At 59.9% G+C, this 15,816-nt stretch carries 10 protein-coding genes and 3 pseudogenes; 4 read left to right on the forward strand and 9 right to left on the reverse strand.

Translation table 11 applies throughout. From position 1 onward, the window contains the following. Window positions 1-109: 109 nt before the first annotated feature. The 3 genes and pseudogenes from RM96_RS27800 to RM96_RS38950 all read left to right on the forward strand — a co-directional run. The gene (locus RM96_RS27800; protein WP_238587443.1) at window positions 110-754 is read left to right on the forward strand and encodes an oxidoreductase; all 645 of its coding nucleotides are present in this window, start codon (window positions 110-112) and stop codon (window positions 752-754) included. Between the two features lie 1,545 nt (window positions 755-2,299). Beyond that, complete coding sequence (locus RM96_RS27805) at window positions 2,300-2,863, forward strand: hypothetical protein (protein WP_052279780.1); 564 nt, start codon at window positions 2,300-2,302, stop codon at window positions 2,861-2,863. Between the two features lie 345 nt (window positions 2,864-3,208). Beyond that, a pseudogene (locus RM96_RS38950) lies at window positions 3,209-3,328 on the forward strand (transposase); the annotation flags it as partial. Between the two features lie 72 nt (window positions 3,329-3,400). On the opposite strand, the gene RM96_RS27810 reads toward RM96_RS38950, so the two are convergent. The 3 genes from RM96_RS27810 to RM96_RS27820 all read right to left on the reverse strand — a co-directional run bounded on the left by RM96_RS27810 (window position 3,401) and on the right by RM96_RS27820 (window position 8,617). Beyond that, complete coding sequence (locus RM96_RS27810; protein ID WP_039014962.1) at window positions 3,401-5,140, reverse strand: IS1634 family transposase; 1,740 nt, start codon at window positions 5,138-5,140, stop codon at window positions 3,401-3,403. 546 nt (window positions 5,141-5,686) lie between these two features. Further along, window positions 5,687-7,348, reverse strand: coding sequence for an FAD-dependent oxidoreductase (locus RM96_RS27815; RefSeq protein WP_039014963.1), 1,662 nt, complete (start codon window positions 7,346-7,348; stop codon window positions 5,687-5,689). Window positions 7,349-7,630: 282 nt separating this feature from the next. Further along, the gene (locus RM96_RS27820) at window positions 7,631-8,617 is read right to left on the reverse strand and encodes a Gfo/Idh/MocA family protein (protein WP_052279781.1); all 987 of its coding nucleotides are present in this window, start codon (window positions 8,615-8,617) and stop codon (window positions 7,631-7,633) included. 499 nt (window positions 8,618-9,116) lie between these two features. Between RM96_RS27820 and RM96_RS27825 the strand changes: the two genes are divergently transcribed. Next, window positions 9,117-10,010 carry a LysR substrate-binding domain-containing protein gene (locus tag RM96_RS27825; protein WP_338011437.1) on the forward strand — a complete coding sequence of 298 codons (894 nt, stop codon included), beginning with the start codon at window positions 9,117-9,119 and terminating at the stop codon, window positions 10,008-10,010. Between the two features lie 286 nt (window positions 10,011-10,296). Here RM96_RS27825 and RM96_RS37750 read toward each other — a convergent pair. The 6 genes and pseudogenes from RM96_RS37750 to RM96_RS27850 form a co-directional block, all read right to left on the reverse strand. Beyond that, window positions 10,297-10,505: pseudogene (locus RM96_RS37750) on the reverse strand (transposase domain-containing protein); the annotation flags it as partial. A 163-nt stretch (window positions 10,506-10,668) separates the two neighbouring features. Then, entirely contained in the window at window positions 10,669-11,676 is a 1,008-nt protein-coding gene (locus RM96_RS27830; RefSeq protein ID WP_338011438.1) for a tyrosine-type recombinase/integrase, read from the reverse strand. Then, window positions 11,673-12,617 (reverse strand): tyrosine-type recombinase/integrase, encoded by a 945-nt coding sequence (locus RM96_RS27835; RefSeq protein ID WP_039014965.1) that lies wholly within the window; start codon window positions 12,615-12,617, stop codon window positions 11,673-11,675. The genes RM96_RS27830 and RM96_RS27835 overlap by 4 nt, the downstream gene beginning before the upstream one ends. Beyond that, entirely contained in the window at window positions 12,614-13,198 is a 585-nt protein-coding gene (locus tag RM96_RS40980) for a tyrosine-type recombinase/integrase (protein WP_082016739.1), read from the reverse strand. Before RM96_RS40980 ends, RM96_RS27835 begins: the two co-directional genes overlap by 4 nt. A gap of 540 nt (window positions 13,199-13,738) precedes the next feature. After that, window positions 13,739-14,002, reverse strand: a pseudogene (locus RM96_RS40985) (IS5/IS1182 family transposase); the annotation flags it as partial. Window positions 14,003-14,894: 892 nt separating this feature from the next. After that, window positions 14,895-15,674, reverse strand: a complete 780-nt coding sequence (locus tag RM96_RS27850; RefSeq protein WP_238587445.1) for an enoyl-CoA hydratase/isomerase family protein — start codon at window positions 15,672-15,674, stop codon at window positions 14,895-14,897. Window positions 15,675-15,816 lie beyond the last annotated feature (142 nt).

Consider the following 15,816-nt stretch of genomic DNA (forward strand, 5'->3'; position numbering starts at 1 on the left):
GCCGTTCATCTGGACCAAGAGCGCTCGCGACATCTTGCAGAAAGTCATTCGCGCCAACCGCCGCTTAAGTTCCAAACAGAATGGAACGCTGCACTAGATTCCCGATATCGTGGAACAGTTCCGGCGCAGCGCGATCCTCGCAAAGGAAGCGGGATTCGACGGAGTTGAGCTGCACGCAGCAAACGGCTACCTGTTCGAGCAATTCCTGCTCGATGGCACAAATCATCGTACCGACTCCTACGGCGGGCCGATTGAAAACCGGGCGCGTTTCCTTTTTGATACGCTCGATGCCGTAGTTTCTGTCTGGGGAGCGAATATGGTTGCGGTTCGGCTGTCGGCTAGCGGAACGTATGGCACGATGTCGGACAGCGATCCCCACGCGACGTTCCAATGCGTTGCTGAACGTCTGAACAACTACGAACTCGCGTACCTACACGTCATCGAGCCTCGGGTGCGTGGCATCGTTGATATCGGTGAACAGAATTCTGCTGTCTCGTCCGCCGACGTCCGCCGCTGGTTTAATGGCGTCTTGATGGTCGCCGGCGGATACACCGCGGAGACCGCAGAGCGTGTTGTCGCCAACGGCGGGGCCGACCTTGTTGCATTCGGTCGCCTGTTTATCTCGAATCCTGACCTCCCTGAGCGTCTGAGAAACGGTGTACCTCTTGCCACATACGACCGATCTACGTTTTATTGTGGTGACGCTCGCGGCTACACTGATTATCCGAGCCATGGCGAACTCAAGGCGGCCTGATTCAGTCCGATAGCCGTCATGAGGTGCGGTGCTAGCAGGCAGCGGCGAGCTCCCTGGCCAGAAAGCCATCCTCGAGTTCGGCGGCGGAACAGGATTTTCCCCGCCGGATCTTCCGTGCATGGGCCGTAGAGCGCGCACCTTCTTTCTGCGACGCCGCTCTGACTTGCCGCCTTGGTTCCCGGCGATATCAATGCGAAGATCGCATGCCCTCGCCGCTCGTTCTTTTGCTGCGGTCACTATCTGTGCCGGGGCGGCCAATGGCAAGGCTGCTCACAGGCACCGGCCGGCAATAGAACGCGCCGGCTCGCGCGCTGTCGGCATCCATAGACCGTACTAAGAGCGCTACCGTTTCGGCAATAAACTTTCGACCCTGAGCAGCGCAAATGCCGATTAGTGGGCGCTTCTCCTGCTTGCCGGGCTTCGGGATGTACACACGTCGGGTGTCCGTGTGCGATATCCCTGACGGTGCACCGATTGAAGCCGTGGCTTTAATAAAGTTGTCAAAGCTCTACCTTGCCTCCGCTCCGTCTGACCGTCGACACCGGGGGAGATCGACACAGATTCGCCCGGACCTACTCCCGTGCGAGGTGACGCACCAGCAAGGTGAGCCGCAAGGTCGATTTGCATCGAGCCTTCGCTGCTATTCGTTCGACCGGTTGCCTTCCATGATTAGCCATTCCTTCTCTTCGCGTGGAAAGCCTGATCCCCTATTGAATGGAGCCCATGTTGTGGCGGTCCAGAGTACAAGGCATGGCACTGGCTTAGCGAACCAGACCGTCTCGCGATTGTCGAACGCTGCCACAGGCACGGCTGCGGCCCGAACGGGATATCTGTAGCTGTTTGAGACACTGTGCCGTCATCATATCGCGATCGGCGTACGTATTTTCACGACCAGCCTTCCGGCGCGCAGTGTGGTGCGGTCGGCGCGACCTCCCCGCCGATCCGGGAGTCGGCGGCGATGGCTCCTGGGAATGGCGAAACTTCGCATACCCTCCGGGGCCACGAAACCATCGATCGATACAGTCGCCAATCGCACCGCCATACGTGAGCGAATTGCTTTCAATGCATTCGGAGATGAGGGCCGCCCAGGCCACCGCACTCTTGTCCGGATCAAAACCATCGACCAATTGAGTCGACCACATCCCGGATCTGGCCACGACGCTGCGATAACTGCCGACCTTTAGGCCTCGCAAGTAACGCGCGGCAGGAATATACCTACGCGGTACGTCTGGAAGAGGGTGTAGCAACGGCATAGTACTTATTCCGCGGCGGAATCGTTTTCGTCCTTGTGTATCTATCGCTTGATAGACAATACTGAAGCCATGGACGGCAACGCTGTGCCACGCAACGACGGTAAGGCGGAACGGTCCTCCTAGCCTCGCAGTTCATCAGTACCGGAAGCGGTTTGTTTCACCCTTAAATCTACCATCTGTAGATAACTAAACACAGACCGGGTGGGAGGAAGAACTGCCATGTACATACAGTCATTGATCCGCAGCCGACAACCCAAACCATGATCGATCGGCCCATTCTAAGGAACACACCATGAGCGCCAACACCATTCTGACCGCCGCAGCCATTGCCGCCTCCCTCTTTGCGAGCATTGCCCAGGCTAACCCGCAACAATCCGGAGAACCTTATGGCTTCATTCACCGCGTCAACGATCAGCGAAGCACTTTTACCAGGGGCGCCCGAATTAGTAATCGCGACGGGTACACTGACGGTGAACGCATCAGCAATCGAGATGGCCTGACGGCAAGCATTGGCCAGCATGACGTCTATGTGGGTGGCGCACGCATAAGCAATCGCGACGGGTACACCGACCGTGAACGCATCAGCAATCGAGATGGCCTGACGGCAAGCATTGGCCAGCATGACGTCTATGTGGGTGGCGCACGCATTAGCAATCGCGACGGGTACACCGACCGTGAGCGCATCAGCAGTCGAGATGGCCTGACGGCGGGCATTGGCCAGCGTGACGTCTACATGGGTGGCGCACGCATTAGCAATCGCGACGGGTACACCGACCGTGAGCGCATCAGCAATCGAGATGGCCTGACGGCAAGCATTGGCCAGCATGACGTCGACATGGGTGGCCCACTAGTCTGATATTGACGTCGTCGCCACCGCAGGCGGTGTTCGAAGCGAGCGCCATCTGGTCGTGACCGAGAAAGCCGTTGTAAGTTCGTCTGGCACGACTCCCTGATCCCAGCCGAATGTTCGTCCGTGTGGACGGCGACTCTCTAATCCGCAGCTGGCGAAATACCCAAGGTAGGCTTGCCGCTGCGGAAATAGGACATCACTGTCGAGCACGCCCGTTCCAAAACCGAGATAACGCGCTCACCTTATAAAGCTTTTTGGCCCGCTCCCGACTAGCAATCACACTCAGCGGTGCGATGGCCGGCGCGGCTCCAGAACAGCTACACACGCCCAGGCTCACGTACAGCGCCGCCCGTGCGCGAGATCCAGGCGTTTCTGGCCGAGCAGTACGGTACCGAGGTCTCGCCGGAGTTCATCAGTTCGGTGACCGATGCGGTGATGGAAGAGGTCACGGCCTGGCAAGCTTGGCCGCTAGCCCGAAGTTTGGCTCGGAGACCAAGCTAACTTGTTGAAGCGCCGAGAGATTTTCAAGCGGCAGGGGGTTGGCTACTGGGAACAGCCGGGGTCGATGCCGAGCAGCGCAAAGGCTTTGCGCTGCAACGGCGTGGGACGGGTCGTGATGACGATCTTGGTCTGTGGGTTGACCGAGGTCGAGGTGATGTTATAGGTCAACGTGGCGAGGTCCTGCAGCAGCGTCTGCAGGCTATGCGCGGGCAGGTCGTCGTCGGTCCGGTGGCGTGCGGCTTTGGCGTCAGCCCCCTCCGAGCGCGGCGTCGGCATGACCGGATTGGCACGTTGATCACGCAGCGTTGCCAGGTCCTCATCGTCATGGAGCAGCGGCTTAAGCGCTTGGCGCAGATGCCACTCGACGTAGTAGGCCAGCATGCATAGAAACACGTGCGCGCGCACGCGCGACTCGCTGAAGTGATAGATCGGACGCACCTGCAGATCGACCGTCTTCATCGAGCGGAAGGCGCGCTCGACCTGCGCCAGGCTCTTGTAGGCCAGGACCGTCTGGGTGTCGGATAGCCGTTCACTCGGCACATTGGTCCGCAGCACGTAGAGTCCATCGAGAGCGATCTCGGCATCGATCTGCTCTTGCTTGCGGGTGAACGTAAAGCTCGTCTCGGTGATGTCCAGCTCAAAGTGCTTGGCCATCCGATAGCGCTCGATCACGCGACCCACGCGCAAGCCAATCTTGTCTTGGCCGCGCAGGCGATTGCGGGCGCGCTCGGTTGCCTGCGCGATCGCGGCCAGCTCCACTTCGGTGGCCGCCAGCAGTTCGGCGCGCTTTCTGGCGCGCTCCTCGGCCAACGCCGGGTTGCGGCAGACCAGCAGCCGCTCGCCCGGATAGCGCGTGCTGTCCAATGCGATCAGGCCGCGCTCCTCGAACAGCGAGGGCTGCCAAGGGCCGCGCTCCTCGATCAACTCGGCGATCTGCGGCGAGCGCAGGGCGGTGATCCAGCTCATGCCGGCCGGGCGCAGCACCTGCTCGATTCGCGCGGCGGTAATCATGCCGCGATCGCCCACCCACACCACCTGAGACAGGCCAAAGCGTTGCTTGAGCTTGCTGATCTGCGCCGCCAGCGTGGCCGGATCGGCGGTGTTGCCGGCAAACACCTCGACCGCCACCGGACACCCGTCGGCGGCGCACAGCAAGCCAAATACGATCTGCGGGTCATCGCGCTTGCCGTCGCGCGAGTAGCCGTAGCGGGCAAGCGCGCAGTGCCGGCCGGTGACCCATGTCGAGGTGAGGTCATAGAGCACCAGCACGCCGTCGCTCAGATGCTGGCGGGCGAGGCTGCTTTCGATGCGCGGCTGCGCTTCGCCGAGCCAGTCCAGCGCGGCGTAGAGCCGCTCGACCTCGAACGCGCCAAGTCCCAGCACCTGCGACAGCGAATGCGTTGCACACTGCGGCTGCAACATGCGCCAGGTGGCGAGCTTGGAGCCCGGTGCCAACACGCGCGCCACCACCAAGGCCAGCACCAGTGAGCGTACCGGGGCGGGCGCCGGGTCGAGTAGTTTGGCCAGGCCGCAGCGCCGGGCGATGCCCAGCACGGCGGCCACATGGCCATGCGGCAGCGACCGCTCAATGCTCATCGGCGCCTGGGCTGACTCAACGGCGATGCCGCCCTTGAGCAAGATGCGGAAGTGTTCAATGAGTTGCGGATCCCAGTGGGACAGATTGGCGAGAGTGCGTTTGACGACCTTGCCGCCCTCACGATAGCCCTCACGCAGGAGGATCGCGGGCGGGGAGTTTCGATTGGGGACGGTCTCGATATACATGGGCTAAAGCATAGCCAACGAGGCCCGCAATTAATTCAAGGCAAATCTCACCAAACATTGAACGATTTACATGGGTACAAATAGGACCCAAAATGGGCGCAAAGGCGCGCCATCTCTTGCTTAGCTGCGTTTCAGGCCCTCAAACTTCGGTTTAGGCTCGACACCAGCACGTCTGCAGCGCCTGAAATTCAGAATGGCGTAAGACGACGACCGCCATCTCCGCGACAAGCTTCGGCGGTGGATTAGCCGCTCTCAGATCCGCGTTGGACGGCGCCAAGACCTGGCGCCGTCACATTGTTAGCTGATTGCGATTTCGATTGCGGCCCGCTAGGCCTTCCAGACGTACCGCACGCTCAAACGGTAGCTTCACGTAGCGCCTGTACAGAAATTCAGCAGAAAAAGGCCCGTGGCGGGGACGGGCCTGAAGTTGAGGGAAGGACTACTCGTCTCGACGAGCCAGCGGATGCTACGCCAGCCAGCACTGGACCGCTACCCATACGATGGTTTCGTTCGTGACCTCGACGTGAGCTTCTGCGCAACCCGGGACTACGCGAAATACTGGTGAAGCGCCTGCACTGCGGCGGCGCCCTCACCAACCGCGGCGGCCACCCGTTTGACCGAGCCGCTTCTTACGTCACCAACTGCGAACACGCCCGGCAAGCTGGTCTCCATTGGAAAAACTGGCCGCCCAAGCTTCCAGCGGTCCATGGGAACATGAGTCCCGGTGAGCACAAACGCCTTGTCGTCCAGAGCAACGCAACCTCCCAGCCAACCTGTACAGGGCTCCGCCCCCAAAAACAAGAAGACATGGGCTATATCGAAGGTACGAATGGCGCCACGTGTGTCGCTACACTGCACGGCCTCCAACCGCCCTTGGCCAAGAAGCGCCTTGATTTCCGTTTCGGCGTGAAGGGTGATGTTGGGGGAGGCATTGATGCGCTGGATCAGGTAATGCGACATACTCGCCGCTAGTCCTCGCGACCGGACGAGCATGTGCACGTGCCGGGCATGCTCCGAGAGGAACACTGCCGCTTGGCCGGCCGAGTTCCCCCCCCCGACAACGATGACTTCCTCACCTCCGCAATAGGTAGCTTCTGTGAATGATGCGTTATAGTAGATGCCCCTTCCTTCATAGTCCCCCAGGTTTACCAGGTCTGGCTTCCTGTAGCGGGCACCTGTGGCGATCACCACGGCGCGTGCTTCAATGCATTCGCCATTGTCCATCTCAAGGACAAATTCCCTGTCCTTTGTCCGCAGTGCAGTGACGGATACCGGTACCGCCACTTCCACGCCGAATTTCCGCGATTGCGCCAGCCCCCTACCGGCAAGCGCCCTTCCTGATATCCCCGTCGGAAACCCAAAGTAGTTCTCGATCTTCGAACTTGTTCCGGCTTGTCCTCCAGGTGCGGTTGCATCGAGGACTACCGAGCGAAGACCTTCAGATGCTCCATACACCGCTGCGGCCAATCCGGCAGGACCGGCTCCGACAACAGCCAGATCGAAGCGCCGACCCTGCAACGGGCCGGGACTCAAACCAACGGCGTCGGCAAGCGCCCGGATCGTCGGTCGGCGCAATACCTCAGCCTTAGGGGTGATGACCGCGGGTAAATCGTCAGGCGCGATATGGAAACGCTCCATTAACGTATGGGCTTCGGGGTGCCGGTCCGTATCCAGACACAACGCGGGATAACTGTTGCGCGACAGGAATTCCCTGAGACTCAGGGCTCCGGCAGTCTGCTTCGAGGCAATGACGACGACACCGCCCGACGCTTCGTCCTCGATGAAGGCGACGCGGCGGAGGATGAACGCCCGCATGATAATTTCGCTCAGGTCCGCCTCCGAAATCACCAACGTCCGGATTCCCTCCGGGTCGATGACTAGCAGCTCCGAGTCCGTCTCTACGCGAACTGTCGCGACGGCGGCGCGCCCCACGAGTGAACCAACGTCCCCGGTGAACATCCCGGGACCGCGCTGGCCCAGACTGCGGGAATCGATGACGTTACCGCGCTCGACTTGAAGAGAGCCGCTAAGCACGACATATGTGGGTATATTCCTGTCGCCTTGCCGGAAAAGGACATATCCACTAGGGAACCTTTGCACGGTGCCATAGCGTAGGATGCGGGTGATCTGCCCCTCTGTGAGAACGGGGAATCTCTGGCCCCATCTATCGTCCCCGGGTTTCTTATCGCCTTTGTCTGACGCGTCCATTTCGCCACTCCGCGCGGAAGACCTCATGGTGTCCGAAGATGCTAATGGCTGCCCCGAATGGGACGCCAGAATCCACTGTAGCAATCCGACGCTGTCTAGGCCACATTGAACACAGCGCTTTGTATCACCAACGGCACACCGCAGCTGGCCGTGCTAGGAGTCGCCTGTTGAGGAGACGCCCCAGCTGCCTCCGCCCGCTGCTGCAAGTAGCCCTATGTCTCCTGAGCTCCGCGCCGCTAGAATGCGGTCTGTCGACCTCCCGAACTGAAACGCACCGCAGATTCACACCCCTACCGGCCGACGGGACTCCAACGACTCCGCGGTCGCAGCCAAAACCGCGATGTTCTCGATCATCTGCTCCGCTGGAATCGGGTATGGCGCGCCACCGGAAAGCGATCTACTAAAGGCCTCTAAATTGTCGCGCACTGCGTCGTTCCAATCGTACGTGATCAGGTGTTGATCGCCGTTGGCCATCTTCACTTCGAGCGTACTTGCCCCCCGTGCGTCGGGATGCGCAAGATTACGCACCTCGGCCCACCCAGCCGACCCATATACCGTAAAGCGCATATAGAGCGGCGTTTCCAGAACCGAGTTCATGTAGGCCGTCGCCCCAGACGCGAAACGCAGTTGCAGTGAGATCGTATTGCTATCGGCACCACCGACGAGAGGCGACGTTGCATAGACCTCAGAGGCTTTCCCAAGCAGATCCAGGAACAGATCGGTCAAATGGACACCAGTCCCTGTCATCGCCACAGGCGCAATGTGTTTGTCAGCGAAGCGCCAGTTATCGGTGCTTATGCCGACCAATTTGTCGTGGCTGAAATTCCCTTCGGCGTGAACAATCGTCCCCAGTTCGCCGGATTTAGCGAGTGAGACGAGTTTCGCAATGGCGTGTTCGAATCGACGCTCGTGGCCGATCCCTAGTCCCACTCCAGCCCGCTTGCAGGCGACAGCACACCGAGTTGCGTCGGCTACGTTCAGAGCCAGGGGCTTTTCGCAGAAAACGTGCTTCCCGTGAGCGGCAGCCTGTATGACCTGCTCGGCGTGCAAGTGATGCGGTGTCGTTAAGACGATCACCTGAATTTGATCGTCCCTCAGCACCGCTTCATAGTCCATGGTGAACGCAATGCCGTGCTCGTCAGCAACCGCCCGATGAGCCTCTCGGCTACCAACCGCCACCTTGAACCTGAGGTCTCGCGACTCGGCCATCTGCTGCAACATGTGCTTCCCCCACCAACCAAGCCCAACAATTGCCGCGTTTAAAGTCATGTTTGCACTCCAATGAAAATGCGTGCCGGCGGCACCGCCGGCCTGGATGGTTGTGAAGGACGAACCGAGGTCCGGGCGAACTCGCAAGCCCGTGGGAGATGTCCGCATTTACCTAGCGCAGCGAATCCGGCGCCCCCCAGCCGCACCTCGCGCCAAACGGATCGTCAGGGATCCCCTTTCACCGTGGGCACTACCCGAAAGCAGAGCTTCGAGGCAAGAGACGAGATCCCGTGTCTCGGCGCTGGAAGCCGGGAACATCACGCGCGTCTCCTCTGAGAGGGAAGCCGTCGCAAATTGCAACGGATTGTTGCAGTGCGGAGTCTCCGATAGACATGTAGTTCTCGCTTTTGTCGGGATATCCGGCGCGCTCGCATTCGCGTAAGGAATGCACCAGCCACGCTTGCGGCAAGTCTCGTATTGAATTACTGTCACCGCAAGCGTAAATTTCTCTGCTCTTGCATGAGTTTCCTGAATGAACCCTCGCAGACTGACCCCTTCCATGTCATTGCTCGTCGCGTTTGAAGCGACGGCTCGCCACCTAAGCTTTACCCGTGCAGGAGAAGAGCTGTCGCTTACGCAAAGCGCTGTCAGCCGACAAGTAAGGGCGCTGGAAGAGCTTCTCGAGGTCACTCTATTTCGCCGAGACCAGCGGCAGATTGAGTTAACAGAGGTTGGGGCCTTGTACGCTAGGGAGGTGGCTGGAGCGCTGCAGCGTGTACGAAATGCTTCGCTGCAGGTCATGGCATTCCGCTCGGGCGGTGGCATTCTCCATCTCGCTGCGCTCCCGACGTTCGCCAGCAAATGGCTCCTGCCGCGACTCAAAGAATTTTACCAGAAGCACCCGGATATCTTCATCCACATGCATGTGCGCATTGGCCAGTTTGACCTGGAACGCGCGGGCATGGACGTGGCAATTGGAGTGGGAGACGGCCATTGGCCTGGGCTACAGTCCTATCCGCTGATTGAGGAGTGGCTCCTCCCCGTGATTAGCCCAACACTAGCGGCGAGTCAGCCAATAAACGAGCCCATTGATCTCACACGCCATTTGCTACTGCAAGTGACCGCGCGGCCATTCGTTTGGCGACAGTGGTTTCAAGCGCATGGCCTGCCTGATGCTGCCATGCGGCTTGGGCCACAATTTGAACTGACCTCCCACCTGATTCAAGCGGTCGTCGGGGGCATGGGAGTTGGATTGGTACCGAGTTTCCTGGTCGAGGACGAGTTGCGCGAGGGATCTTTGCAACTGGCGATTGACAGCCCCTTGCGATCTGGTCTGTTTTACCATCTCTTTGTGCCGCCAAATCTGGCAAATCTACCCCACGTCCTTGCCTTCCGAAACTGGCTGATGACCGCGCGCGAACCACAGGTCCATGGGCGAGAGACAGGGGCATAGCCCCTTTCCGCTACTCCGGAACATTCCGGCGAGGTTGCCCTGGCGCGGACCGATCAAGGGTCCGTTACTCATCCTTCTCCCAGCCAAAACGCGGGGTGGCTCATCGACGGGTGGCGCCCTGGGGCTTCAGGTGTGCACACCTAGTAGCGCGAGGCGCTAAGAAGCATCCACATAATCGGCCCACTTGTCCTTCATTCAGTGTTCAACCGACTGGCCAACGTTCACTGCGCGCCGTTACTACTCGGGAGTAAGCGCGCGGTGATCCCGTCTTGACTGCAACGCCGCGTTACTGTGAGGTGAGTTGCCAGCGATGTGGCAGAAGCTCCTCGAGGCGACTTGCGGGCTGCGTTGGCAGTCGTGCGAGAACGCCTTTGAGATAGGCGTAGGGATCGTGATCGTTCAGCCTGGCCGACTGAAGGAGGCTCATGGTCGCAGCAGCGCGACGGCCCGCCCGTAGCGAGCCCGTAGCGAGCCCGCAAAGAGCCAGTTGGATCTCTTATGGAATTCCTTCTCTAACCGGAGCCATCCTCGGTCTGTATTTATGGAAGGTTCGAGCAAGGCATCGTGGAGGGTCGACTGCCGTAAAGCTGCATTTGCCGACTTACGCCTTCGATTCCGGTGCCTTGACTCGCGTTCGCCAGCTACGTGGCATCCATAATTACAAGGTCTGCAGGAACCGAAGTACATCGTCCGTCGGGCGATATCGCAGAGGCGCATGCGAAGGCGCCTGAAGCCTCTTCAGTGCACGCTCCTTCATCTGCAGATCCGCCTCCACATAGCGATGGGTGGTGGTTACGGGCCTTTCGTGTCCAAGCCATAACGCGATGACAGTGATGTCAACGCCCGCTTGCAGCATATGCATCGCAACGGAATGTCGAACCATGTGAGGGAATATCCGGCGCCTGGCAAGCTCGGGGAACTGGTGTGCTGCGCTTTGGGCCGCGAGTTTCAATCGTTCAGTCAGGCCGATGCGTGTGAGCGGGTTGCCGGTTCGGCTCGGAAATAGCGGCTGCTCAGCCGCACGGGGATACTGTCGTAGCCAGCGTTTGAGTTCTTTGGCGGTATCGGCCCAGAGCGGGACTGATCGCTCTTTCCTACCCTTGCCGTGGATGCGAACCCATGGGGTAGGCTCAAGCACGAGATCGGCCACGCGCATGCCAATCAGTTCCGAGACGCGCACCCCGGTATTATAGAGCGTTGCCAGCATTACCCGATCGCGCTGTCCTGTCCACGTATTGGCATCCGGGGCGGCGAGAATCGCCTCAATATGTTCCCGTGATAGAAAGCCGACGAGGGGCTGCTCGAAGCGCTTCATGGGAATCGCCAGTACCGATTGCGTCAGCGCGAGGACGGAAGGCTCTTCGAACGAGACATACTCCATGAAGGAGCGGATGGCGGCGAAGCGCGCGTTCCGGCTGCGGATGCAGTTATGACGCTCCTGTTCGAGGTACCTGAGGAAATCGAGGATGAACGACGCGTTCAGGTCCTCAATCGTGATATCACTGGGCCGCTTGTGCAATTGGCGATGAGCAAAGGCCAGCAGCAGCCGGAAGCTGTCCCGGTAGGCGGCCACAGTGCGTGGGCTTGCGTGCCGCTGCTGTAGCAGACGTTGCGTAAAGAACTTCTGCAACAGGGCGGGAAAAGACTGCATGGTTGAATGGCTCACGATGCATCTCCGTAGCAGCGTACAAAGCGCTGCGCTGCAATCGCCAGCAGCTCTGGCGTCGCTGTCACGTACCAGTACGTGTCCGTGACTTTGGCATGTCCGATATAGGTAGACAGGGCAAGAATGCTGCGATCGATGTCCAGACCCCGGGCGTACCAGTCCTGCAGGCGATGAGAGACGAACGAATGTCGAAGGTCATGCAGGCGTGGTGCGTGATGCCCGCCAGGGGCACGCCACTTCAATGCTGTGCGCAGTAACCTGAAGGCATACTCAACACTTCTGGTCGAAGCACGTCGACCGTAATCGAACAGAAAAAATGCATCGGTGTCAGCGGCCAAGGGATCGAGGTCGCGCTTTTGAACATAGCAGCGCAATGCTTCTGCTGTGGTGGCATGCAACGGTACCCAGCGCGATTTGCCAAACTTTGCGCAACGGATGTGCGGCAACCGTTGATCAAGATCGACATCCGAACGGATCAGGCCTGTTGCCTCCGAGATGCGCAGGCCGGTTGCAGCGATCAGTCCAAAAATCGTCGCACAACTGGCGCCGCGCAGTCCCCCGGGCGGATACAACTGATCGCAGGCAGCCAACAGATCGAGAATCTCGTCCTGCGTGAAAATATATGGCGTCAGCCGACGATGCGCGCGCCCTAAAAGCCATCGCGGTGGAATCTCCGTTGCCGGATCGAACTGCTGACAATATGAGGCGAACGGTCGGATTACCTCGATGCGGCGCGCGGCTGTCAGCGGCTTGCCCTCGCGGGAACTGCTTGCCCACTGGACGGCGAGCCGCACCGTCAGCGGACCATGATGGCCCGCTTGCTCGGCAAAGCGCGCAAATCGCTTGAGCTGCTCACCTTCGACGCCCAGTGCAAAGCCTGCTTGTCTGCGATTGGCCAGGTAATCGTCGATCCATCTCGCGAGCTTGCTATGAGTGTTCATGATCGCCTCCCGGGCCATGGAAAGGCTACGCGTCGGAGCGAAGGCAGATCGACCTTGGCGTAGATCGTCGTCGTATCGAGGTGGCGGTGGCGCAGCAGGTCAGCGATCTCCTTGAACGGCGCGCCACCTTGCACCATGCGGCAGGCCGCGGTACGTCTGAAAATATGCGTACCCCGAATGCGCTGTTGCAGGTCGCAGCGTTTGGCGGCGTAGCCTGCGTTGCGAACGATATCCAGACCTGCCGCTGCATTGACTGGTGGGCGATGGCGCACGAACAGCTCGCGGCGAGTCGTCGTGGGACGGTCGTGGCGCAGATAATCTGCAATCGCCTGGCCTGTCGACCGTGGAAGTGGCAGGATGTCGACCCGCTTGCCCTTGCCGTGAATGCTCAACGTGCCGGCCCGCCAGTCCACATCGTTCAGTTGCAGGTGTGCCACTTCTGCGCGACGCAGGCCCAGGTCCAGCAGACAGCGGGTGATCGCGTAGTCGCGCTTGCCAGTGGCGGTCTTGCGATCGAAGGCATTGAGGAGCTGCTTGATCTCGATGGCCGCATCTGCCGATGATCCAGAGTTGGCGGCGATCGTGCATCAAGCGCCGAATTGACGAGCATACAGCCGCGATGTTGCGGATCGGAAACGCCGCGTTCGATGCCACTCGTCCGCCGTCCGCGAGGGGCGTCGACTAGTGGTACAGGTCGCCGAGGAAGCAGTAAAGCAAGAGGTACCGCTTCCTAGGCTTCACTGATTCTAGCTGGCGAAACACATCCTGTTCGATGACTGACAGGCAGAGAGTGCCGGCCTCAGGCATCGCTGCCACGTTTTGGCCCTATGCAGGCGTGAACCTGAAAGACCCCGTCGAACACTGCAGGCGAGCCCGTGGTTTCCCGGCGCTTGCCCTGGCGACTTCGAGTAGCTCGGGAAGCGGCTAAGTGGCGGTGTACGGCGGCGCTAGACAAAACGCATTGGCCGGCCGCGGGAAAGTTGGGGAAACGCTGGTCGGTGAGGTCGGCGAGCGGCGACGCAGGTAAGCCCGGCCTTGGCTTTCGTGATCTGAGAGAAAAAGGCCAAATCAGGACGGCATTTGCCGCGCTTTGCACCCTTCCTGCGCACTTTGCGCGCTCGGGACGAATTGCGGCCCTGTGGGGCCAACAACCGCTTCCTGGCGAGCACCAGATTCGCCAGACCAAACAGGCTGAACAATTGTGCCGCTTCCTTGAACATGCCTATATAGCAAACCTCGCGATGCCCAAACAGATTCTTTATGACGTGGAACGGATGTTCGACCCGCGCCAGAAACTGGACCTTGGTCCGCTCGACCGTGATCAGCAAGTCCTTGGGAGCGCCATCGCGCATCGCCTTGATCTTGCCGCGTCTGATGGGGATATTCCCGATGTCTGTGCGAATCATGCCGCTATTTAACAGCTTCTCGATGCGCCACCAAGGGATTACCACCTCCGGGGCGTCGTTATGTACGGAGCATAATATGGCGTGCACCGGTTGCCGGCGGAACACGCCGCGCACAATGCGCAGTCGACACCCATGGGCGAGCTTGTCGAGAATAGTTAGCTGTTTGGGACTCAAGATACCCTCGCGGTGCTCGGAGAGCAGTGATAATCAGAAAGCCATGCATGCCCTGCCAGCGTGAGTAACCCGATCGCTGGTGATTTAGTGTGCCATTTCCCGGCCCCGCGCGACCTTCGCTGGATCGAAGGCGGCTCGAACCGCTACGATATTCATTATCCACGCCAAAGCATCCTTGATCTCCGCCGAACTGGCCAGACAGACACGTTTGCTGTCCAGTGCGCAGGGTCCTCCTGTCACGCAGTTCGCGAATGCGTGAGCGCTCGTCGATGTCTGCATTGCGCGCCGAGCAATTATGAGTTGCTCACTCGTCAAATGAGAGCCGCGCTGCCCGGCAACGGGGCCACTGGCCGCCGCTCTGGCGGCATCACCTTATCTTTCCCCGGCCGCACGTCTTGCCGCGTATGCCGGTCTCGTGCCGATCAGCCGACACTCCAGATCGCACGCCGCGTCCGCGTTTGGCGGGAGCACCGAGGTCTGGTGGCGGCGCCAGCCCTGTCGGCATCGCGGCATCGCTCGCAACGAGTTGCTCGGCGGGCCTGGCCGTCGCGAGTTCGATCGATATCGAGCGCTTGGCCGAAGCCCGCGGGCATAGTCAGGATCAATCCCAGGCCCTGGCATGCGCGTCACAACGATGCCAGTCGACGCAACCCGCCTTCTCGGATTTTCGCTATTTGTTGGGAGCCGCCTATAGCAATCAGCTCCTCGCCTGCATTGCTTTCACAAGAGCGGCTGCGGAGGCGCCTTCGAGCGACAACCCATAGCCAACCTCTTGCACGATGCGTTGCTTCAAGGGCCAAATAAAGTGCACGCGCGTATTGCGGCGTGCTACTTCTGGCGCTTTCAAATACTGCGTCGCCAATTCCTGTGCGCGGCCAAGCGCACTGCCGTTTGGCACGACCTCAGCAACCACTCCCCATTCGCGTGCTACGGCCGCCGTAATCGTCTGTGCGTTGAGCAGGAAAGCTTCCGCCCGTCCCGCTCCCGCGCGATAGCTCCAGGTGGTAAAGATGCCGTCGCCAGGCACAACTCCCGCAGCATAGTGGCCCATGTCCTGGAAGGTCGCGCCTTCCGCTGCGACGATGACGTTGGCCAGCAGAACATACTCCGAGTGGATATGGGCACGCCCCTCGATGGCCGCGATGACTGGCACGCGGATATTTGCTATGTTTTCCAGGACCTGAACGCCTTCGTCATGGATCTGACTCCAAACGCTGGGGTCGGAAACGTCCTTGAAAGACGCCCAGTCAACCCCGATCATGAAATCTCCGCCCGCACCTGTGAGAATGACGATCTTGTTCGCCCTATCCTGCGAAATTCGGTAGAAGGCATCGACAACCTCCGTGTGGGCCTCCGCCGTGAACGTGAGTGGGCCCCCATTGCTATGGAACTGCACGACCAGCACTCCGTCCCCATCCCGCGTCAACTTCAGGCAGCGGTAGGCCGTGAAATAGTTATCCAGATTCGTTTGCATCATGCTCTCCAATGTCCGAACGTACTGAATTCGCTACACCGTGCAGCGGGCCAATTTCATTAAATACCATGGAAGGGCTTCCCACTAAGGCCCCTTGGTACGGTCCTCATGCGGCATGAGGATCTAGTCTACGCTGTCCCCCGCG

The organism is Cupriavidus sp. IDO (assembly GCF_000812465.1).
In the GTDB taxonomy this organism is placed as follows: Bacteria; Pseudomonadota; Gammaproteobacteria; order Burkholderiales; family Burkholderiaceae; genus Cupriavidus.

Excerpts from the sequence above, each read along its gene's own strand:
- RM96_RS27825 (WP_338011437.1), top strand. The coding sequence starts at position 9,117 with ATGTCATTGCTCGTCGCGTTTGAAGCGACGGCTCGCCACCTAAGCTTT.
- RM96_RS27810 (WP_039014962.1), bottom strand. The coding sequence starts at position 5,140 with ATGTATATCGAGACCGTCCCCAATCGAAACTCCCCGCCCGCGATCCTC.
- RM96_RS27820 (WP_052279781.1), bottom strand. The coding sequence starts at position 8,617 with ATGACTTTAAACGCGGCAATTGTTGGGCTTGGTTGGTGGGGGAAGCAC.
- RM96_RS27850 (WP_238587445.1), bottom strand. The coding sequence starts at position 15,674 with ATGATGCAAACGAATCTGGATAACTATTTCACGGCCTACCGCTGCCTG.
- RM96_RS27815 (WP_039014963.1), bottom strand. The coding sequence starts at position 7,348 with ATGGACGCGTCAGACAAAGGCGATAAGAAACCCGGGGACGATAGATGG.
- RM96_RS27805 (WP_052279780.1), top strand. The coding sequence starts at position 2,300 with ATGAGCGCCAACACCATTCTGACCGCCGCAGCCATTGCCGCCTCCCTC.
- RM96_RS27835 (WP_039014965.1), bottom strand. The coding sequence starts at position 12,617 with ATGAACACTCATAGCAAGCTCGCGAGATGGATCGACGATTACCTGGCC.